Annotated in this window: 18 protein-coding genes and 5 tRNA genes; 13 read left to right on the forward strand and 10 right to left on the reverse strand. The window is 43.8% G+C overall.

Annotation, left to right across the window (positions count from 1 at the left end; all coding sequences use genetic code 11):
* The first annotated feature begins 99 nt into the window (after positions 1 to 99).
* From NG22_RS09775 to NG22_RS09835, 13 genes are all read left to right on the forward strand, one after another.
* Positions 100 to 771, forward strand: a complete 672-nt coding sequence (locus NG22_RS09775; RefSeq protein WP_053405574.1) for an ABC transporter ATP-binding protein — start codon at positions 100 to 102, stop codon at positions 769 to 771.
* 36 nt (positions 772 to 807) lie between these two features.
* Positions 808 to 1,221, forward strand: a complete 414-nt coding sequence (locus NG22_RS09780) for a MaoC family dehydratase (protein ID WP_053405575.1) — start codon at positions 808 to 810, stop codon at positions 1,219 to 1,221.
* A 118-nt stretch (positions 1,222 to 1,339) separates the two neighbouring features.
* On the forward strand, positions 1,340 to 2,095 hold the full coding sequence (locus NG22_RS09785) for a YebC/PmpR family DNA-binding transcriptional regulator (protein ID WP_053405576.1): 756 nt from the start codon (positions 1,340 to 1,342) through the stop codon (positions 2,093 to 2,095).
* Between the two features lie 298 nt (positions 2,096 to 2,393).
* Complete coding sequence (gene gap / locus NG22_RS09790; protein WP_053405577.1) at positions 2,394 to 3,404, forward strand: type I glyceraldehyde-3-phosphate dehydrogenase; 1,011 nt, start codon at positions 2,394 to 2,396, stop codon at positions 3,402 to 3,404.
* A gap of 64 nt (positions 3,405 to 3,468) precedes the next feature.
* The gene (locus NG22_RS09795) at positions 3,469 to 4,296 is read left to right on the forward strand and encodes an isocitrate lyase/phosphoenolpyruvate mutase family protein (RefSeq protein WP_053405578.1); all 828 of its coding nucleotides are present in this window, start codon (positions 3,469 to 3,471) and stop codon (positions 4,294 to 4,296) included.
* Positions 4,297 to 4,464: 168 nt separating this feature from the next.
* Positions 4,465 to 5,277, forward strand: a complete 813-nt coding sequence (locus NG22_RS09800; RefSeq protein WP_053405579.1) for a DUF2490 domain-containing protein — start codon at positions 4,465 to 4,467, stop codon at positions 5,275 to 5,277.
* A 2-nt stretch (positions 5,278 to 5,279) separates the two neighbouring features.
* Positions 5,280 to 6,149, forward strand: coding sequence for an MORN repeat-containing protein (locus NG22_RS09805; protein WP_053405580.1), 870 nt, complete (start codon positions 5,280 to 5,282; stop codon positions 6,147 to 6,149).
* Positions 6,150 to 6,626: 477 nt separating this feature from the next.
* The gene (locus tag NG22_RS17615; protein WP_157600984.1) at positions 6,627 to 7,028 is read left to right on the forward strand and encodes a hypothetical protein; all 402 of its coding nucleotides are present in this window, start codon (positions 6,627 to 6,629) and stop codon (positions 7,026 to 7,028) included.
* Positions 6,989 to 7,459, forward strand: coding sequence for a DUF2490 domain-containing protein (locus tag NG22_RS17620; RefSeq protein ID WP_253275722.1), 471 nt, complete (start codon positions 6,989 to 6,991; stop codon positions 7,457 to 7,459). Before NG22_RS17615 ends, NG22_RS17620 begins: the two co-directional genes overlap by 40 nt.
* Position 7,460: 1 nt before the next feature.
* On the forward strand, positions 7,461 to 8,333 hold the full coding sequence (locus tag NG22_RS09820; protein ID WP_053405583.1) for an MORN repeat-containing protein: 873 nt from the start codon (positions 7,461 to 7,463) through the stop codon (positions 8,331 to 8,333).
* A gap of 282 nt (positions 8,334 to 8,615) precedes the next feature.
* Positions 8,616 to 9,662 carry a glutathione synthase gene (gshB, locus tag NG22_RS09825; RefSeq protein WP_053405584.1) on the forward strand — a complete coding sequence of 349 codons (1,047 nt, stop codon included), beginning with the start codon at positions 8,616 to 8,618 and terminating at the stop codon, positions 9,660 to 9,662.
* On the forward strand, positions 9,643 to 11,628 hold the full coding sequence (locus NG22_RS09830; protein WP_053405585.1) for a flavohemoglobin expression-modulating QEGLA motif protein: 1,986 nt from the start codon (positions 9,643 to 9,645) through the stop codon (positions 11,626 to 11,628). Before gshB ends, NG22_RS09830 begins: the two co-directional genes overlap by 20 nt.
* 333 nt (positions 11,629 to 11,961) lie before the next feature.
* Positions 11,962 to 13,389, forward strand: a complete 1,428-nt coding sequence (locus tag NG22_RS09835) for an exodeoxyribonuclease I (RefSeq protein WP_172674364.1) — start codon at positions 11,962 to 11,964, stop codon at positions 13,387 to 13,389.
* A gap of 1,179 nt (positions 13,390 to 14,568) precedes the next feature.
* On the opposite strand, the gene NG22_RS09840 is transcribed toward NG22_RS09835, so the two are convergent.
* The 10 genes from NG22_RS09840 to NG22_RS09885 form a co-directional block, all read right to left on the reverse strand.
* The gene (locus tag NG22_RS09840; protein WP_053405587.1) at positions 14,569 to 15,285 is read right to left on the reverse strand and encodes a hypothetical protein; all 717 of its coding nucleotides are present in this window, start codon (positions 15,283 to 15,285) and stop codon (positions 14,569 to 14,571) included.
* A 35-nt stretch (positions 15,286 to 15,320) separates the two neighbouring features.
* The gene (locus NG22_RS09845; protein ID WP_053406918.1) at positions 15,321 to 16,766 is read right to left on the reverse strand and encodes a sodium:solute symporter; all 1,446 of its coding nucleotides are present in this window, start codon (positions 16,764 to 16,766) and stop codon (positions 15,321 to 15,323) included.
* Between the two features lie 362 nt (positions 16,767 to 17,128).
* Positions 17,129 to 18,457 (reverse strand): hypothetical protein, encoded by a 1,329-nt coding sequence (locus NG22_RS09850; protein ID WP_157600986.1) that lies wholly within the window; start codon positions 18,455 to 18,457, stop codon positions 17,129 to 17,131.
* Between the two features lie 26 nt (positions 18,458 to 18,483).
* Positions 18,484 to 19,815, reverse strand: a complete 1,332-nt coding sequence (locus tag NG22_RS09855) for a hypothetical protein (RefSeq protein WP_053405589.1) — start codon at positions 19,813 to 19,815, stop codon at positions 18,484 to 18,486.
* Positions 19,812 to 20,558 (reverse strand): ABC transporter ATP-binding protein, encoded by a 747-nt coding sequence (locus NG22_RS09860; RefSeq protein WP_053405590.1) that lies wholly within the window; start codon positions 20,556 to 20,558, stop codon positions 19,812 to 19,814. The genes NG22_RS09855 and NG22_RS09860 overlap by 4 nt, the downstream gene beginning before the upstream one ends.
* Positions 20,559 to 20,742: 184 nt before the next feature.
* A tRNA-Pro gene (locus NG22_RS09865) sits at positions 20,743 to 20,817 on the reverse strand.
* Between the two features lie 27 nt (positions 20,818 to 20,844).
* Positions 20,845 to 20,919 (reverse strand) — tRNA-Val (locus NG22_RS09870).
* Between the two features lie 38 nt (positions 20,920 to 20,957).
* Positions 20,958 to 21,044: transfer RNA gene (locus NG22_RS09875), tRNA-Ser, on the reverse strand.
* Positions 21,045 to 21,120: transfer RNA gene (locus NG22_RS09880), tRNA-Thr, on the reverse strand.
* Between the two features lie 39 nt (positions 21,121 to 21,159).
* Positions 21,160 to 21,234, reverse strand: a tRNA-Val gene (locus NG22_RS09885).
* Positions 21,235 to 21,264: the final 30 nt, after the last annotated feature.

The raw sequence follows: 21,264 nt of genomic DNA on the forward strand, positions 1-21,264 counted from the left end.
GGACAATCTGGACTATGCTATTTTAACAGACCGCAAAAATCTAATTTTTGATTTCCCTTTCCAAAATTCAGTGAAGGGAAAAAACAACTTTGGCGATTTATGTTAAAAGCTGAGAACATTCACCGTTATTTTGGTCACCTGGAGGTTCTGAAAGGGGTAAACCTGGAGGTTAATAAAGGAGAGATTGTTTCCATTGTAGGCGCTTCAGGTGCTGGAAAAAGCACGCTGCTCCATATTTTGGGTACTTTGGACAAGGCAGAGAAAGGCCACATTTTCATTGATGGGGAATCCGTTTCCAAGCTTTCCAAAAATGATTTGGCCCGCTTCCGCAATCAAAAAATCGGATTCATTTTTCAGTTTCACAACCTTTTACCGGAATTCACTGCCATTGAAAATGTTTGCCTGCCAGCTTATTTAGCCGGAGTAGATAAAGAAACCGCAGAGCTAGAAGCGCAGCATTTGCTGGACAGATTAGGACTGGGACACCGCATGAATCACAAACCGGCGGAGCTTTCAGGTGGAGAACAACAAAGAGTTGCCGTGGCCAGAGCACTCATCAACAAACCGGCGATCATTTTTGCAGATGAACCCTCCGGAAATCTGGACTCCAAAGGGGCGCAAAATCTGCATACTTTATTCTTCGAATTGCGGGATGAGATGGGATTAACCTTCGTAATTGTCACGCACAATCCGGAATTAGCCGAAATGACCGACAGAAAATTAGAAATGCGGGATGGACAAATTATCGAAAGTTCTGTCACACCAGAATAATTTGTTACATTTACGCCTTGAATTAATAATAACACCATGATTTTAAAAGTAGGAGATCGATACGAATACGACTTCTCTATCAGCCAGGAAGAAGTAAATGAATTTGCCAAAATCACAGGAGATACTAACCCGGTACACGTGGATCCGGAGTTTGCGAAAACTTCTGAGTTTGGCCGTACGGTGATTCACGGAGTTTTTGGACTTTCCATTATTTCCCGTGTAATGGGTACGCAGTGGCCTGGTGAAGGCTCTCTATATCTGGGACAAAACATTGAGTTCAAAGGCCCTATGTACCCCGGAGATATGTACCGCATTGAATTGGAGGTAAAAAGAGTCATTGGCCGATTGCATATTGCGGTAGTAGAGACCAACATCCGTCATATTGAAACGGACCAGTTGGTTGTTAAAGGAGAAGCTAAAGCAATGAACAAAAAGACTTTCGTTTCTTAATTCATTGCTCAAAAAATAATTAAAAAGCCTGTGGGATTTCGCCTGCAGGCTTCTTTACTTTTTGACCTTTTTCCAAAATGCTTATTTTTGTCCATTATCAAAAAATTATAGCATTCATATGGCGGGACATAGTAAATGGGCCAATATCAAACACCGTAAAGGCGCTCAGGACAAAAAAAGAGGGAAATTATTCACCAAGCTGATCAAAGAAATTCATGTTGCCGTGAAAGAATCCGGTCCTGACCCCGACGGGAATCCCAGACTACGCCTCGCCGTGCAAAACGCCAAAGGGCAAAACGTCCCCAAGGACACCATCGAAAGGGCCGTTAAAAAAGCGGCCGGCGAAGGAGGCGAAACCTATATCACCCAAACCTTTGAAGGGACCGGCCCAAAGGGTGTTGCCATTTTTGTGGAATGCATGACCGATAACACCAACCGCACCGTGAAAGATGTGCGACATGCCATTTCCAAATACCAGGGAAAGCTGGGTACCAACGGCTCTACCGATTTTATTTTCGAACGTAAGGGCATTTTTGAAATTGAGATCCCGGAAGATTTTGAATTTGAAGCGGACGAACTAGAACTGGAACTTATTGACGGAGGAGCCGATGAAGTAGAGCTGGAAGGAAAGGAACTGCAAATTACTACCGCTATGGAAGACTTCGGGAACATGCAGAAAAAGCTGGAAGAAATCGGACTGGAAGCCAAAGCCGCTAACCTGATTCGTATCCCAAACAATTATGTGGAATTAGCGGACGACGAGTTTATACAGATGAGCAAAATGATCGATATGCTTGAAGACTTCGACGATGTGCAGCAAGTCTTCCACAATATGGAAATCAAAGAAGCACAAATTTCTCTTTTAGGAGATTAACAAATTAATCCAATTCTCAGACGGACGTAAGCTCCGCCTTATTTTTTGTCAGGATCCTAACATTTGAGGAATTTTACGGAAACTACCATCAAAATTTCTCCTTATCAAAAATTTAAAATCACCTCCTTTAGCTCCCCAAAATCGGCGATTTATATAAATTTTACACCCTTTTTATGTCAAACACTAAAACCTGATGCAGATCATAAAAATAAAAGGCTTGCTCCTGTTTAAAAACTGAATCGTCTTCCTACATTTGCACTGTAACATTGTTAACCATTCACGAAAAATATAATTAGTGATGTCTAAAATCAAGATTGGTATTAACGGTTTCGGCCGTATCGGTCGTTTGGCTTTCCGCGTAGCGATGGCTGACGAGAATGTAGAAGTAGTAGGTATCAACGACTTGTTGGATGTAGATTACATCAAATACATGTTGCAGTACGACTCTACTCACGGTCGTTATGCTGGTACTGTAGAAGTAGCTAACGGTAACTTGGTTGTTGACGGTCAGGAAATCCGTGTAACTGCTGAGCGTAACCCAGCTGACTTGAAGTGGGACGCAGTTGCTGCTGAGTACGTAATCGAGTCTACTGGTATCTTCTTGACTAAAGAAACTGCACAAGCTCACGTTGACGCTGGTGCTAAATACGTTGTAATGTCTGCTCCTTCTAAGGACGACACTCCAATGTTCGTTATGGGTGTTAACCACACTTCTTACGAAAAAGGTACTGTATTCGCTTCTAACGCTTCTTGTACTACTAACTGTTTGGCGCCAATCGCTAAGGTATTGAACGACAACTGGGGTATCAAGGACGGTTTGATGACTACTGTTCACGCGACTACTGCAACTCAAAAAACTGTTGACGGTCCTTCTATGAAAGACTGGAGAGGTGGACGTGGTGCTGGTCAGAACATCATCCCTTCATCTACTGGTGCAGCGAAAGCAGTAGGTAAAGTAATTCCAGAATTGAACGGTAAATTGACTGGTATGGCTTTCCGCGTACCAACTCCTACTGTTTCTGTAGTTGACTTGACTGTAAACTTGGAGAAGCCTGCTTCTTACGAGGAAATCAAAGCGGCTATGAAGTCTGCTTCTGAAGGCGCTATGGCAGGTGTATTGGGTTACACTGAGGATGCAGTTGTTTCTACTGACTTCCAAACTGACGCTCGTACTTCTATCTTCGACGCTGAAGCTGGTATCGCATTGACTGACAACTTCGTAAAAGTTGTTTCTTGGTACGATAACGAGTGGGGTTACTCTAACAAAGTAATCGAGTTGATCAAGCACATGAAATCTGTTAACGGATAATCCGTATTCAGATAGATCATTAAGCCAGCCTTTTCGGGCTGGCTTTTTTTTTCACCCCATTCCTATGAATCAAAAAGAAAAAGCACTTTACTTCCAGTCGCTGCATCAGCAGCAGGCCCCTCTTATTTTACCCAATGCTTGGCATGCGGGTAGCGCTGTTATTTTTCAAAAAGCCGGGTTCCAAGCCATTGGCACCACTTCGGCGGGAATGGCCTATACGCTGGGGTATCCGGATGGAGAAAAAATTCAGCTGGAAGACATTCTCAGCCTGACGGAACAAATTCAAAAACGAATCAGCCTTCCCCTATCAGTTGATATGGAAATGGGATACGGAAAGTGCCCGGAAAGCATTGCACAAAGCATCAAAAAGGTGATTGAGGCCGGAGCCGTGGGCATTAATATTGAGGATGGATTAGCCAGCGGACAATTGGCTGACCTGGAGTTCCAAACTGCGGTCATTGAAAGATTGTCTGCCCTGAAAAAAGAAATGGGCATCCCATTTGTCATTAATGCCAGAAGCTGTGTGCTTTGGCTAAAAATTGGGGAAACTGAAGAGAACATCAATATCGCTACTCAACGAGCCAAAGCATTTCAAAAAGCTGGTGCAGATTGCATTTTCCTTCCAGGCGCAACGGACTATGATACCGTCAAAAAGCTGAAAGATCAGATTGATGCTCCCCTGAACATCATCCTGAATCGACTGAGTCCTGATTTGAGGAAACTACAAAATTTAGGCGTAAACCGGGTCAGCATTGGTTCAGCTGGCGTAAGGTCAGTGCTTCAAAATATCTTATCCTTTTCTGAAGAAATCCTGAATAATAAAACCGAAGACTTATTGGCCAACCCATTGGATTACCATGCTACCAACAAGCTCTTCTCCATTGAAGAATAAAGGTTTTAAGCACTGAAAGCCTCTCAAAGCCCTTTTTTTAGCTTTTCTAACCGATTCGTTCCAAATTAGTTAAAGCTCTCAATTTTTAGCTGCTTTCAAAAAATATCATTTCTGTTGATTAAGCTACTGATTTTATAAACTTTTCTCCGCGGAATCGGATAAGTTTATATGACAAAAAGTACATTAATCCTACTTAGCCTACTCTTTGTATTTTTTCAGGCATTAGGCCAAAAGGCAGATCAACCCTCGGTCACCACCATGGAAGAAACCGGCCTATGGTTTGGGGCCTATTTAAAAATCCAATTTTCTCCAAAATTAGGATATTACGGAGAACATCATTGGCGGGTAAGAAACAGCCTGGACGATGTATGGTCCTTTTATGGCCGAAAAAGACAGATGTATAACCGCTTTGGGCTGAATATTTTCTTCAACGAATATTTTGAAGGAGTGATTGGCCCCACGCTGGTATTGAACTTCACTCCTGAGCCGGGTAATCCAGAATATGAAAAAGTAACTTATGAGCCCAGGATTTGGCACCAGTGGCTTCTGAAAATGCCGCAAATTGGCCGGTTCAAAATATATCATCAATTTCGTTTTGAACACCGGTGGAAACGTAAAAATGATGTCAATGCAGAATATAAATACACCAATCGGTACCGGTATAAACTGTTTGCTTATATTCCACTGAACACGAAAAAAATCAAACCCAAAACCCTCTTCTTCTCTCCCAGCGCCGAACTGTTTATGCATAGTGGAAAATCCATTGGGGCCAACCCTATGGAAGACTTCCGTACCTACAATGGCTTTGGCTATGTACTAAACCAAAACATCACTTTTTTTGTAGGACATATGTATACATTGGGCCAAAAAACGTCTGGCTATGAATATCGATCCAGCAATATTTTGAGATTTAACGTATTCATTGGTCTGGATACCCAAAAAGCGGATAATACTATTCCGAAAATTAACCTGGGATATTAATCATGGGAAAAAACAGTATTTCATCCATCATCATCGGGATGCTATTGGTGGCCTCCCTTTTAGGCAACCTCGTCCTGTGGGACGCCATCCGACATCAAAAACAAACCAAGGAATTTCCAGAGATGGATTATTTTCAAACAAAACGGATGGCCGACAGCCTGCTACATAGCGGACAATACGCGGAGGCATTGGTGCTTTACCAACAATTGGACAGCCTCAGACCAGCCCACCTCTCTGAACAGTTGGACAGTGTAATGATCTTCACCCTTCAGGAAAATGAACAATTAAAAAAAATAGAAAAAGACTTTCTAGCGCTCAACCGTGACAATGCCAACCTGAAAGCAGACAGTCTTAATCTGCAATACCAAAACTCCCAACAAGTTCGTCATTTAGTAGGTCAGATCGACAGTCTCAAAATCATGCACTCCATCCAACTGAATAATCTGGAAGAAGCCGAAAGAGAAATCAATCAACTCAAATTTCAGCAGCTAAATCGCGAAAAAGCCGTGAGCATCAAAAGTTTTACTAACCCAGACGGGATTGAGGTTAAATATATCGGACATACCATTAATGATAAAGCGGAGGGATTTGGCTACGCAGTATTTGACAAAAAGGGATTTTATGAGGGACATTGGCACAATAACCTAAGAGACGGGGACGGAAAATACTACTGGACCAACGGGGACATCTATGAAGGGCAGTACAGAAAGGGGCAGAGAAATGGCGAAGGCACCTACTTTTTCCACTCGGGCGAAAAATATGTGGGACAGTGGCAAAATGATTTGCGACATGGTGAAGGAAAAATCTTCAATAAAGACGGGAAAGAAACTGTTTCCGGAGTTTGGGAAAAAGATGAACTGATCAAAAATTAAACCGGCACTCAAGCCCTGTCCGATTTAAGCAATTCCCGACACCTCATTCAAGTTAAGTGATATCTGAATTAATGTATCCAATTTTTCTATTAATGGAAAAACTACTCTAAAAAGGGACATAAATACGCTTGTGGCATATTTTTTTATCGCTCAATCCATGGATTGACAGTATAGAATTTACGGCATTACACCCCTGTTTCTGCATGCCAAATTAAAGCCTCCCGATAAAAAACTCACACCAACTCTACAAATTCCCCTACACAAGTCTGTATTTAAAATTAAAAATTGTAATCCGGATTAAACCGAGTAGCCGTTAATTCCCAATCAGGCCCACAAAACGGTTTTTTGGCCTTAAAAATGAGGGAAAATCCTATCACCAACTTATAAGATCTTTCTCCAGCCTTTATAATCACCAATAGGCACCAATTGCATTATTATTGGAAGTCCGTTAAGGTACAATCCAAAACGAAATTGCATTTGAAGAATCAATACAACACTTTTGTGAGAAATATTTTCCTTTTACTCGTTATCCTATTACTCCCGCTTTCGGTCTCCGCACAAGAACAACCCAGCGGATCAGTCACCAATATGGAGGAAACCGGTATGTGGTTCGGTGCCTATTTAAAGGTCAGATTTTCGGAGCGATTTGGGTATTATGGAGAGCATCACTGGCGGGTTCGGAATGATATCGATGATGTCTGGTCTTTTTACGGGCGTCCGCGACAATTATATAACCGTGCAGGTTTAAATATTTTCTTTAACGATTACTTCGAGGCCGTTATCGGGCCAACATTGGTACTGAATTTCACCCAGAGCCCGGCAACGAAGAATTTGATAAAATCAGTTATGAGCCCAGAATCTGGCATCAATGGCTGTTAAAAATGCCCACGATGTACAATATGAAAATCTACCATCAGTTTCGTTTCGAACACCGATGGAAAAGAGACAATTCAGTTGGCTCTGAACATGATTATACCGACCGGTTCCGTTATAAAATTTTTGCCTACATCCCCCTGAACTCCAAAGAAATTAAAGAAAAGACCCTATTCTTCTCCCCTAGTGCGGAGATATTTATGCATAGCGGGGAATCCATCGTTGCCAACCCCATGGAAGATTTCCGTACCTACAATGGTTTTGGTTATGTTTTGAACAACAACATCACCTTTTTTGTCGGACACATGTACACCCTGGGGCAAAAAAGTAGTGGCTATGAATATAAGGCCAGTCATATTCTACGATTCAACGTCTTCATTGGCTTGGATACCCGAAAAATCAAAGATCTCTTACCAAGAATCAACCTAGGATATTAATATGAAAAAGCATCTCTTCACCTCCACCCTTTTATTATTACTGGTGATTTCAGCCAGTATCAATTTCACCTTCTTCTCGATGGAAAAGAAAGACGTTATTGTTGAAAATCCATGGGAAAAAGAAATTGCTTATTTAAAACTGATCAGCAAGGCTGACTCCCTTCTTCTTAGCCAAAAAGTAGCCCAGGCCAGTTTACTTTTCGAAAAAGCAGAAGCACTCCGTCCGGAAGGTTACCCTGTAGCAATGGACAGCAGTTGGTTTTCTGAAGAACGATGGAAAAACGAAGAACTGGAAGGGCTTTCAAAAAATTACCGAGTGCTTGGGGGGAAAGTAAATCAGTTAAGTGAGGAGCGCTTAAAAGAAAAACAAAAGGCCAATCACCTTGAACAGCAACTGGACAGCCTTCAACTACAGGCCATCGCAAGGCAAAATGTTTTGGAAGAGCTGGAACAGGAAAACCAACAGCTTAAGCTTAAATTACGGGAGTCCCAAACCTCCCAAAAGATGTTAACCTTTCAAACGGATGATGGAGCAGAAGTAAAATACATCGGGCATGCCGTGGACAATCAGGCGGAAGGACATGGATATGCGGTCTTCAACAAACAAGGGTTCTATGAAGGCCAATGGCTGAATAACCTAAGAAATGGAGAGGGGGAATACTACTGGATCAACGGTGACCACTATGTGGGCACCTACAAAAAAGGTAAAAGAAACGGACAGGGCACCTACCATTTTAAATCCGGGGAACAATACATTGGAGAATGGAAAGATGACCTTCGCCATGGCAAAGGAAAACTGGTGAATGCGAAGGGAAAAACCCTGATAGAAGGTGACTGGGAAGATGACGAACTCCTTCAAAAAAAATCAAAGTAAAAATTAAGGACTGCTTCGGCGGTCTTTTTTTTTCATGATTTGAATTATAATCCTAGCGCCCCTTGACACAAAGAGATAAAACCCTACCTCACAACTACTTGCAATGACGCAGCGATCTTGATAAATTTCTTTGCAAATAACTTGACAATTCATTTTTATTGCTTACACTTGCAAGCTTTTTAAACCATCTAAAACTGAGGGGCCTAAAGCACCCTGTACTAATTTCATGGCCGCGAAAGCAGATACAACACTATTTGGGGAGCATTCCCCACTTATCTGACAATGAATATCTGTTTTATTATGTATCCTTGGGACCGGATTAGTAACAACGATACAACACTGCGAATTATACATGAGGCCTATTCCAGAGGCCATAATGTTGGAGTAATGGTACCGAGCAACCTGACCGTTCGGGCCAATGAAGTTTTTGGCTTTGTTCGCCTGCTGCAAAGCATGGAGAAAGTACCAGCGGATCCTGTAAAATTCCGAGATAAGGTGCAGTTCAAAGAAAAAATGCTGCCCATCTCCGGATTTGACGCCATCTTTCTACGTGCCAACCCACCAGTGGACACCACCATGCTGAACTTTTTAGATGCGGTGAAAGATGATGTATTTTTCATCAATGATATTGACGGCATCCGAAAGGCGAACAATAAATTGTATACCGCCACCATGTTTGACGGACAGGCGGATATTATTCCCCGCACCTATGTATCCAAGAACAAGGACTACCTGCTTCGGATGATTCAGGAATCCAATAACGAAAAAATGATTTTGAAGCCTTTGGATGGTTTCGGGGGAAGTGGCGTAATCGTTTTGGAAAAGAAAGCGAGTCAATCCATGAATTCCCTGCTGGATTTCTACATCTCTGGCCAAAAAGGAATCAGAGATCACAAATACGTCATTATCCAGGAGTACATTGAAGAAGCAGACAAAGGAGATGTTCGTGTATTGATGCTCAATGGCAAACCTATTGGAGCCATGAAAAGAGTACCTGCTGAAAATGATGTTCGGTCAAACATCCACGCTGGAGGAAGAGAAGAAAAACATAGCCTGACCAAAGCAGAAAAAAGAATTTGTGATCTGGTAGGGCCTAAGTTGGTAGCCGATGGTCTCTATTTCGTAGGACTTGACATCATCAATGGAAAACTCATTGAAGTGAATGTATTAAGCCCCGGAGGGATTACCCGTATAAATCGTTTAAACAGAACTAAACTACAAACAAAAGTCATTGATTTTGTCGAGGATGTAATCAAAATCAAAGAATCTGCCCTTAACAGAAGAATGACACATCGCATGACCGTTCAAAATGCAAAAAATCAGTCTTGATGAAATTCTGGCCAATATTGAGCAGGGGATCTGCTTTGAGGCCAGCCATGATGATGACTTTTTCATCAAAATTCATGAATATGTTCCGGTGGTTTGCGCGGCCATTCACAATGGCCATCGCCTAAGGCCTGCTCTAGAAGAAAACTGCCTACTGACTGATAAGGAAAGGTTGTATGAGGAAGATCCGCATACGGCCACCTTTATTCAATCCATGCCCATTACCTTAATTGGAAATGACTCCCGCTACGAATATGACCTTAATCGTGGAGTGGAGAATTGTGTCTATGAATCTGCCTGGGGCAAAGAGGTTTGGAAAACCCCTTTAACGGAAGCAGAAAAAGCTTTATCGCTGGAAAAACATCAACGGTTTTATCAAGTGGTGAAAGCATTAATTTCGAAACTGGAAAAAATGTTTCAGGCCGTAATTGTCTATGACCTGCATTCCTATAATTACAAGCGCCATGACCAATCCTTTCTTTTCAATATTGGAATTGAAAACTTAGATATTCCGCGGTATAACAGACAGATTACCCACTGGAAAAACGCCCTGATGAGAATGAAATCTTCTCGGCTAATTCCGGATGTCTCTGTAAACCACATTTTCTATGGAAGGGGGGAATTGTTAAGGTTTGTCCGTGAACATTTTAATAACACTTTGGTGATGGCCACCGAGGTAAAGAAAATCTTCATGAATGAGGATACTGGTCAGCCCTACCCCAAAGTTATTCAGGCTTTGGCAAAAGGATTTAAGGAGGCCATTACCTTGAACTCACAGCAATTTATTAATGATAGAAGTAACTTAAATTTTAGTCATAAAGAGGATGTGCTCTCGAGTACACTTCCCAAAAATGTGATTCAGTTTGATCAAAAGTTATTCAAGCTTTTGAGCAAATTTGAATTATTGACTCCTATCAACCCCATTAATCTGGAGCAGGAAAAACGGAAATTTTTTAAAATGAATTTTTCCGAAAATCCATCTTTTAGATATAAGCCCTTAACTACCGATGCCCATGAGTTTAAGGCCAATATGTATAAACTTCCTATAGCGGAGATTGAGGACGTACATATTCGCCAGCTTTATTTGGATGTTATTCAGGCTTATTCAGATAAGATTGACATGCTCAATACCATTGGTACGGATCAGTTTTTCTTCAACTCACTCCGACACTTTGGTGCACCCAATGAAAAGGACATCGCGAATGCCCAGTTCTTATTATTTGGCAAAACACCAAACTTCGGTGAGGAAGAAATCTTTGATGCGGCCCAGGCTAAAGATTATTTCTATGAAGAGGGAGCTCAATATGGCTTTAACTTTAATATTGAACTAAAGGAAAATCAGGCGGCAGATGCTTACGTCCTAAGCCGAAGACGAAAATTACTCCTGAAAAAGTCTGCTCTTTTTAATAAAAACAGGCTCAACGCATTATTACACCACGAAATAGGCGTTCATGTGCTTACTGGAGTAAATGCGGAGGAACAACCTTTAAAACTATTTCAACTCGGCATGCCTGAATACACTGAAACGCAGGAAGGGCTGGCCATCCTGAGTGAATTGCAAAGTGGTTTTCTGGAAGTAAAACGACTTCGACAATTGGCCCTAAGAGTCATGGCGGTTAATTCCTTAATCCAGGGGAATGACTTCAAAACCACTTATGTGCAATTGTTGGAAAATTACAATCCGGACCCGAATCAATTGTATTACATCGTAGCCCGGGTATATCGCGGAGGAGGTTTTACCAAAGATTACCTTTATTTGAGTGGTTTCAAGCGGATTCTACAGTTACAATCAAAAGGTCGAGATTTGAATAATTTATTTATCGGGAAAACCGCCATTAAATACTTACCCATCCTCAATGAACTGGTAGACAGGGGAATGCTCAACAAAGTACAGCATTTACCAAAACCATACTTAAAACCCTCAGAAATTGATCCGGTATTGCAGTACCTCAGCCAATCTCTGATTTAACCCGAATTATTCACCGCTAGTTTTAGGATCTACCCGAAGAGACTGATTATCATTTAGTTGTCATTTGTCCTACCAAATTTCCGATAGCCCAAAATTGGGTAAGCTTGCTTTCTCCTCATTCATCTGCTTCGTTGGAAAAAACTCGAAATAGGAAACTATTCCTTCATTTTTTCCGCCTGGCAGCTAAACGAGGATTTAAGCAGGAATAATCCGGGTTAAAAAAGTCAAAACCGATGATTTGATTCATCGGTTTTTTTATGTCCGGTCTACTACTTCCTTTTTTCGATGGAAATAGTGAACTTGGCGCAAGTTTCAACATTTAATTTTTCATTCATGCGCACTTATCTGTTCTATGATCTGGAAACTTCCGGACTCCATCATGCTTTTGACCAAATCCTGCAATTTGCCGCCATCAGAACAGATGAAAACTTCCATGAGCTGGAGCGCCATGAATTCCGCGTACACATTCGCCCGGATGTCATCCCTTCCCCGGAGGCCTTGACGACCACCAAGATTGATCCGATGGAATTTCGAGGAGAGATGAATGAATTTGAAGCCGTACGACGGATTCACCAACTGGTGAACGTCCCCAATACCACCAGCATCGGATACAATTCCATCGGCTTTGATGATTTGATGATCCGGCATGCCTTCTTCCGCAATTTGCTCGACCCTTACACCCATGGTTATGCCAATGGTTGCAAGCGGGCAGATTTACTACCGATTGCCATCATCTTCCGTCAGTTTAATCCGGAGGGCATTAACTGGCCGCATAAGGAGGACGGAACGCCAAGCATGAAGCTAGAATTAATATCTAAAGCAAACGGACTGGCCGATGGTATGGCGCATGATGCCATGGTGGATGTAGAGGCGACACTTGCACTGGCCAAAAAACTGGCCGCCAACAAAACCATCTGGTCCTGGGCAATGGAGTATTTTGACAAAAACACCTTCAATGCCCGACTGGATAAATATGTGGAACACAAACCGCTGGGAGAGGTGGGCCAACTGACCTGGGGATTATTGATGCATAACCGCATTGGAGGGAATGCCGGTTATCAGGCACCCGTAATTTATATGGGGCATTCCAATATGAAGCAGCATCTCTTCCTGCAATTGGACCGTGCGGATTTGGCTGAGCTCAATGAAACAGAACGTAAAGAGGAATTAAGTGGCGTTTGGAGATGCAAATATGGTGAGCCTCCGTTCATTCTTCCCTTCGAGCGATTACAGAAAGATTTTATCACCGATGAACGTCGTGCACTGATGAAATCCAATGTGCAGTGGATCAAAGAAAATTGGACGGAGTGGCAGGCAATGTGTCAGTTCCAAATGGACTATCGTTATCCGCAGGTGGATGGCGTTGATACCGATGACTTGATCTATAATGGCTTTTGGAATGATAGCATCAAAAAACAGAATGTGGCCTTCCATCAGGCGCGTGACTGGCAGGAACGTTATGATATCTGCTCCACCATGAAGGATGAAACCACCCGCACTTTGGGCCGAAGAATTCTTTTTAGAAATGAGCAACAGCTTTCTCCGGAATTATCCATGGCACAAATGGAATTCTTTACCGAGCGCTGGACAGACCAGAAGATTCTGGACAAAACGGGTAAAGATCGTTTCACCCCTCATATGGCTTTACAACGCATTCAGGAACTGTATGATGATCAGGAAAATCCGCTTTCAGAAGAGGATCATAACATCCTGATGAGTTATGAAGAATGGCTGCATGAGCGTATGGCGAACTTTGAGTAGGGTTTGTTCATCCTTGAGGACCAGGTATTAATCCATTTAATTTATCATTTGCCTGGTCCCTGCCTGGTCTTAGGCTATGTCTAAGACCCAAATCTATTGGAGCGTCCGCTCCTTTTTGATCCAGGCATAAGTCATCTGCCTATACATTACCAATGCTAAAAACATCATCCGTCGAAATTAAATAATACATTTCCTACCAATATTGAGGTAGTCAAGCGATTGATATTACCATCTTAAAATCCGTTTGGTTTTAGCAGGAGCGGACGCTCCTATTATATAGGGTCGAAGCAAAATGCAACGACCAGTGTGTGGGCTCGCCCGAAATACGCACTCTCCCCTCCTCCCTACTGGTTTTAGGCGAAATCTGAAACAAAAAAACAGGAATATCCGCATAAGATCATAAGATCCTAACAAAACTTGGACTAGAGCGCCAACCACTTGCTGGTCTTAGGCTATGTCTAAGACCCAAAACTATTGGAGCGTCCGCTCCTTTTTTATTCAGCCATAATTCACCTGTCTGGGCATTCCCAATATCAAAAGGGACAATGCATAGGAATTCAACACAACATTTCCCCACCAATATGGAGGTAGTCAAGCGGATTGATATCACCGCCTTAAAAGCCAATGATTTGCAGGAGCGGACGCTCCAATAATATAGGGTCGTAACAAAATGCAACGACCAGTGTGTGGGCTCGCCCGAAATACGCACTCTCCCTCCTCCCTACTGGTTTTAGGCGAAATCTGAAACAAAAAAAACAGGAATGTCCGCATAAGATCCTAGCAAAACTAGGACTAGAGCGCCAACCACTTGCTGGTCTTAGGCTGTGTCTAAGACCCAAAACTATTGGAGCGTCCGCTCCTTTTTGATCCAGGTAAAATTCATCTGCCTATACAATGTCAATGGGACAATGCATGGGAATTCAACACAACATTTCCCCACCAATATTGAGGTAGTCTAGCGCATTGATATCACCGCCTTAAAAGCCAATGATTTGCAGGAGCGGACGCTCCTATTATATAGGGTCGTAGCAAAATGCAACGACCAGTGCGGTTTTAATCGACCTCCAAGCGCGAAAACCTCCACAAAAACAAAAAACCGCATCACTGCGGCTTTCCATTATAATTCCTTCATCAATTCAGCTATCCTTTTCAGGGCATCCACCTTTGGGCTGGGGTTCACTACCCCACTGTTAAATTTAAACCAGGCGCCTTCCCGGGATCCAGATACTTGGCCCCTTTTTTCGGCTTGCCCTGCACTACCGCTTCCCAATTGTAGTCCGGCAGATAAATATCCTTCAGCGTATGCTTCAGGTCATGCCATGGATACTCTTTAACCACCGGCGCCAGACCATTCTGCTCTTTCGTCACGGTAAAGGATCGTACGGAAAACTTCGCCTCTATATCCACTTTAAATGCGGGCTCTTCTCCGAGGTCCATATATTTAATCAAAAGTGGCTTGGAGCGTCCGGCCAATTCATAAACCGCCTGAATGGCTTCTTCCATGAAGTACAACCACAAGTCCATCTCTCCGGGATAACCCACCATCACATTGCCTTCCAAATCCATCATGGTTACCTCAATGATCGGATCTTCGGCATTGCGATTCGTTTTCTTTTTAATCCAGGACGTTTTAGCCAGCACCTCCTCAAATTCCTCCTCCCACAACACGGGCAAATTACCCTTCCAGCTGAAATTATCATCCGGCGCAAAGCCCTCATCAATGATTTCCGCCTCGGTCAGCTCCTCCCGAAAAAGATATTCGATTTTGTAACGGCTGAACAACTGATTCTGAAAATCAATCGCCAGTTCATACTGACAACAATACGGCGGTGGTACGTCGCCAGAGTAATATTTTATGGTTATTCCCCCAAGGGATCCTAAATCAATGTTTTCCATAGCGTAAAATTAATCAATTGCCGCGAAAGGTGAAATCAGGCTTGCACCAATCCGTTCTTTTTTCTTAACCCCCACAACAAAAGGAAGCTGATCAGCCCATTCAGAATTAATAACTCAAAACCAAAGCGGTAACCACCCAACCACTGCTCACTGTTGGCAGAGATGATATAACACAACAGGGGCGCAACCATCCCCACAATCGGAATTCCTTTCTCATAAATACCGGCCGTCGGCAGAAAAAAGGCATAACAAAATAAGCCCAGCAAAGGCCCGTAAGTATAGCCCGCCACCTTAAATACCGCCTGCACCACCGACTCATCCGAGATGGCAGCAAATCCCGTGATCACCAACCACATGGTAAAAGCCAAAGCAATATGCACCTTCGTTCGGAAAGTTTTGGATGCTTTGGGTTGATGAAACCAATCCACACAGACGGAAGTCGTCAGGGCGGTTAGGGAAGAATCTGCCGAAGAATAGGCCGCTGCGATAATGCCCAGCAAGAAAGTGATGCCCACAAAGAGTGGCATATGCTCCATGGCCAGTAAAGGAAAAAGCTGATCCGTACGATCCGGAAGCGCAATTCCTTTGGTTTCAGCAAACAGAAACAAGCAGGAACCCATAAAGAGAAAGAATGCACAGGCCAGCAGAAAGCTCACCGAAAACCAACGCATATTCGTTTGCGCCTCTTTCAGATTCCGGCACGTCAGATTCTTCTGCATCATATTCTGATCCAGCCCCGTCATCACAATCGTCATGAAAATACCGGCAATAAACTGCTTGGGAAAAAAGTTCGCGGCCTGCCAATCCCAGAAAAATATTTGGGTAAAACCTTCCCCGCTACCTGTGGCCCAAAGTTCCGGCAGACTCAAATTTAGATCCGAAGCAATAAACCAAACCGCCACCAGCACAGAGATCAACATGCAGGCCGTCTGCAAGGTATCCGTCCAGACGATCGTCTTAATGCCCGAACGGAAAGTATAAGCATAAATCATCAAAATCATAATCCCCACCGTTACAGGAAAAGGAATGCCGATCGGTTGGAAAAAGGCCATTTGCAGTACCATCACCGCCAGAAACATCCGGAAAGAAGCACCGATCATCTGCGAAACCACAAAAGCCACCGAGGCCGTTTTGTGCCCATACACCCCGAGGCGATCCCGCAGCAATTCATAAATACTCACCACATCATGCTTATAATACAGGGGCAACAGCACCTGCGAGATGATCCAGTAGCCCACAAAATTCCCCAGCACAAACTGCAGATAGGCAAAACCCCCGCCGCCCACCTGTCCGGGAACAGAAATAAAGGTGACCCCACTCAGGGAAGCGCCCACCATTCCAAAAGCCACCAAATACCAGGGCGATGAGCGGTCGGCGGAGAAAAATGCCTGGCTATCCGAAGACTTACCCGTAACCCAGGACAACAACATCAAAAAAAGAAAATAGGCCGCAATGACCCAAAAAACGATTGTAGTGCTCATACCGAAAAATTTCCCCTCAAAATACACATCCTGCGCACAAAGCCCAAGGAAATTTCCGCTACCAAATAAAACTAAGGCTAAGCAGGAATAATCCTGATGTTTTTTTGGAGCAGCCCTCCTGACGTCGGTCGGGCTTTCGGCAGTCGCTCTTTTTGACGAGCCCGCTGCGCTTTAGGCGGTCAAAAAGGAGCTCCAACAATGCCTCTATCCCTCTGCCGGCGCGCCTCGAGTACTACAGGAGCGAAGCTCCGCAGGGACAGGGATGAAGCGGGCTTGTTTAAACCACAGCGGCCCAAAAGGCCGATGGGGTGAGCCGCGCCAGCCCGGTGCCAGCGCTTGCGATGGCAGTCCCAAAAAAAAACTTAACACTCCGGCTTCGCAATCTGCTGCACCAATTGATATTTTTTCGTGGGGTATTGCTTCATCACCCGGAAAAAATACCACAGCCCCAATCCGACGACCAAATGCGCTGGAATAAGGAACCACAGGCTGAAGCGTACCGGAAAAAATAAAGCGGAGCCGAACATGATGCCAAAAACCAGGGTTTGGGACGCGCTCTTATTCAAATTTAAACCGCCCTTGAGCTTTCGTGCTTTGTCGATAGAACCCGCAAAAGCCAGGGCAGTGTAAAACAGCAGGCCACACACACTTACAAACAAAAAGGTCAGGGCTTCTGACCGAAAGAACAAAAGAATCACGGTGGTGCTTAAAATGAGATCTGCAATCACGGGCCACTTCATGATGCTCCATTGCAATTTCAAGATTTCTTTCAAACTGCCGTTGCGCACTTCCATATTCCAATACAGACCGGGCCAATAGCCCCAGAAATTTAAATAAAGGTAGGTATAGAAGAGCAAGGGGCTGGTAAACCACCAAAAAAGCGGGCCTTGCGGATCCAGGTTGACCACCTCCTTGCCCTTACTTTGGACGAACACACAGCCGATCAGATAAATGGTTTTAAAAATAATTGCTACGATGAAGGCCATTCGCACCTTCTTACCCAAATACAGCTTCATCACCTTATTCCCTCCGAAGGCTTCCGGCAAAGCCATGGCCTTAGCACCTTTCAAGAGGGGACTAATGATTCCACCAAAAAACAATAGTAAGCTCGCGCCGGACACCAAAAAGATGGAATCCCATCGCAACCATATGGCGACTATCGCTAACAGCATCAATAAGGACTGTAAAAGAAAAAGCCAACGTCCCTTGGCATTCGCCTTTTTCACCAGCATTTTGGCAAGTAGCAGGCGAAAACAACTGCCCATCATCAAGGCACTCAAAGCGGCATAAAACCAATAGGTCTGATCCTGCTCCAAAAACAAGCCCAGCAGGCTGACAAAAATCAACAGCAACAGATTCATCTGTCGAAAAAAGGTTTTAAAAACATCTAGAAAGTATTTTTTCCATGCTGCTACAGGGTGATAAGGCGAAAAGCTATCCCGGTAGGTAACATATTGCGGAAAAAATAAATTGAGCACCGGAAAAACTAAAAGGGCAGTCAGCAGGCCGGAGAACAAGCTGTTATAGGTTTCGAAATCTCCCTCACTCCAGGAGTGTTTCAGGAACCAGCCAAATCCGGGGCCATACAGTAAAGCAAAGATCAGAAACAAAAAGAAGAAGCCCAGCTCTTTGGCGTCGGTGAGTCTGCGCTCACCGGCTTTAAAATAGTTGCGGAGGTATAGTTGGATCATATTTCTCGCTGTGAATATTTTAAGGATCATACTTCAGGGTTACCCGTTACCCAAATCACCTTATAGCGGTACTTCGGATAATTGGCGGCGACATCTCGCAAGTAGAATACCAATCCCACCAAGGGCAGCAAGGGCAAAAAAGCCAACCACCAAGACCATTGAATGGCGTAGACACTGGCGCATATCGGAAAACAGGCCAAGCTCAACCTCATGGAGACCATCTTCTTTCCAGTCTTCATCTTTTCCAAATAAGGCATAGGCAAATGGAGGCTACCCGCTAATGAAAGCAATATGAACATCAATACCACCAGGCCATAGTACAGCAGGAAAGCTACGATCTTCTCCGGAAAACAAAATACCATAAAAACGGCCACTAGCACAAAATCAATCAACAATGGCCATCTCATGATATTTAACTGCACCCGCCAAAATTCCCTGATGCTACCACTCCGAAGCTCCACGGCCTGAAACAGACCACGCCAGTTCCCCCAAAAATTCAAGTAGAAATAAGTAAACAGCGGCATCGGAACCACAAACATCCACATCAGTACGCTATAAACTCCCGCACCCGAAGAATCGGGATTCCTCAATTGTACAACGGCCATGCCCAAAAAATAAATTCTTAAAAGGTAAGCCATCAGCAAAAGCCGTCGCATTTTTTTATTGGTATGCAACTTTAACAATGGCCCAAAACTCATCGTCCAGCGGCTCAGTATACTTTTGCGGTAATTATTTTCTACATAGCGGAATATCAACAAACCCAAACCTCCAATCGCGAAAGCAGGCGTCATCACCATCTGATTCGGAGCGGAGAATAAAATCCACTCAAAAGCCGCCACCAGTAACAATAGCAACACCATGGACGCATAAACCCAGGGACGATAAGTCACCGCCAGTGCCTGCGCCACCTGTAAGCGCAGTAAATTTCCCAAAACGATTGCCGTTCCGGACATTAGCCACCACTCGCTTTGGTATAAATCCAGACGAAGACCAAATATGCCCACGAACAAAAGGCAGAACATATTCCGCTGGCAAATCAGCAATTCGATGACATCGACCATAAAACGTTGCCACCGTTTCATCGGCAAATACACCGACCACTTGGTCACATAGGGCGTATAAGCGGGGAAAATCAACGCCAGTAAAGGCAACAGTAAAAGGCCATTGACGGTCGCATAAAATAAGCGGTCAAAGGCGGAAAACCGTTCGGCTGCCCAGGCTTCATTCATTAATGTACTGAAAAGAAAACCATAGCCTACCGCCAGAAGCAATTGCCCTAAAAAGCTCAGCAGATTCTTACCGGATTTAAGCCCACGGAGCCAGGTGATGAGGCTTTTCTGAAAATATAAGCTGATCATATCCAGCTCAAATTTGTGCTGGTCATTTCTGTTTCCAGCTTGGACAATAATGCTTCATCCAACTGCCCTTTAAAGTTGGCGGTAAATTCATCAAAGGTGCCGGAGAAAGTCATCTGCCCATTATCTAATAATCCGATATGACTGACCAGTTTCTCCAGATAGGAAAGATCATGGGAAGAGACCAGCACCGCACGTTGGCCCGTACCATATTTTTTGATGAAGCGAATCATCTTCTCAGCCGCCAAAATATCCAAACCGGAAAAAGGCTCATCCAGAATCAGAAGATCCGGAGTATTCAAAACAGCCGCACAAAAGGCGACTTTCTTGCGCATACCCGTGGAATAGGAAGAAATGGATTTCTTTAAGGGGTTTTCATCTTCAAAAAAATAGGCGATCAGATCATTGATCCGCTCCTTTTGGGTTGGACCATCCATACTGTAAATTTTGGCAACAAACTCCAGAAACTCCCGGGCAGTAAATTCTTCAATTAACCCCAAATCCTGCCCGACGACTCCCCAGCGTCTTTTGTCTGCCGCAACGAAAGCTCGGACATCCTTCCCAAAAACATTTACCTCGCCTTCCTGTCGCTGAATTAAATCTAAAATCAAATTGATCAGGGTGCTTTTTCCTGCACCATTCTTCCCCAACAACCCAAAGATCTGTCCCGCCCCTACTTCCAAATCTAATTGATCAAGCACCACCTGCTGACCAAATTGCTGACTTAAGCCCTTAACTGAAATCATAAATAGTATTTTTCGAATTTAAATATTGACTTAAACACTAAAGTAAGGAAGTAGAGGCAGTTTTACAGTAAGGCTTTTACCAATGGCGAAATGAAAACATAAATGGAAAATCAGGACTATGAAAGATGAAAATCGAAATTATTGGGCATAAAAAAACCTGACCAATAATTGATCAGGTTTTGTGTCGGGGTGGCAGGATTCGAACCTGCGACCTCCTGCTCCCAAAGCAGGCGCGATGACCGGGCTACGCTACACCCCGTGGTGTTTTTCCACCGTCCGAAGACTGTGGGCCCTACTGGATTCGAACCAGTGACCCCCTGCTTGTAAGGCAGGTGCTCTGAACCAACTGAGCTAAGAGCCCTAAGTTGAGACAAGGCATGCCTTGTCTTTACCTAAGTGCGGAGAGTGGGGGATTCGAACCCCCGGTACCGTTTCCAGTACGTCAGTTTAGCAAACTGGTGGTTTCAGCCACTCACCCAACTCTCCTGGAGCCTCCAGTCGGACTCGAACCAACGACCTACTGATTACAAGTCAGTTGCTCTACCAACTGAGCTATGGAGGCAATATGAAAATTTAATTTTCACAATCGACGTTTCGATTGTGGGCCCTACTGGATTCGAACCAGTGACCCCCTGCTTGTAAGGCAGGTGCTCTGAACCAACTGAGCTAAGAGCCCGAGTGCTCACTTCAAAATCTCTCTTGTGGT

Origin of the sequence: Persicobacter sp. CCB-QB2 (assembly GCF_001274635.1) — a bacterium.
Classification (GTDB): domain Bacteria; phylum Bacteroidota; class Bacteroidia; order Cytophagales; family Cyclobacteriaceae; genus Persicobacter; species Persicobacter diffluens.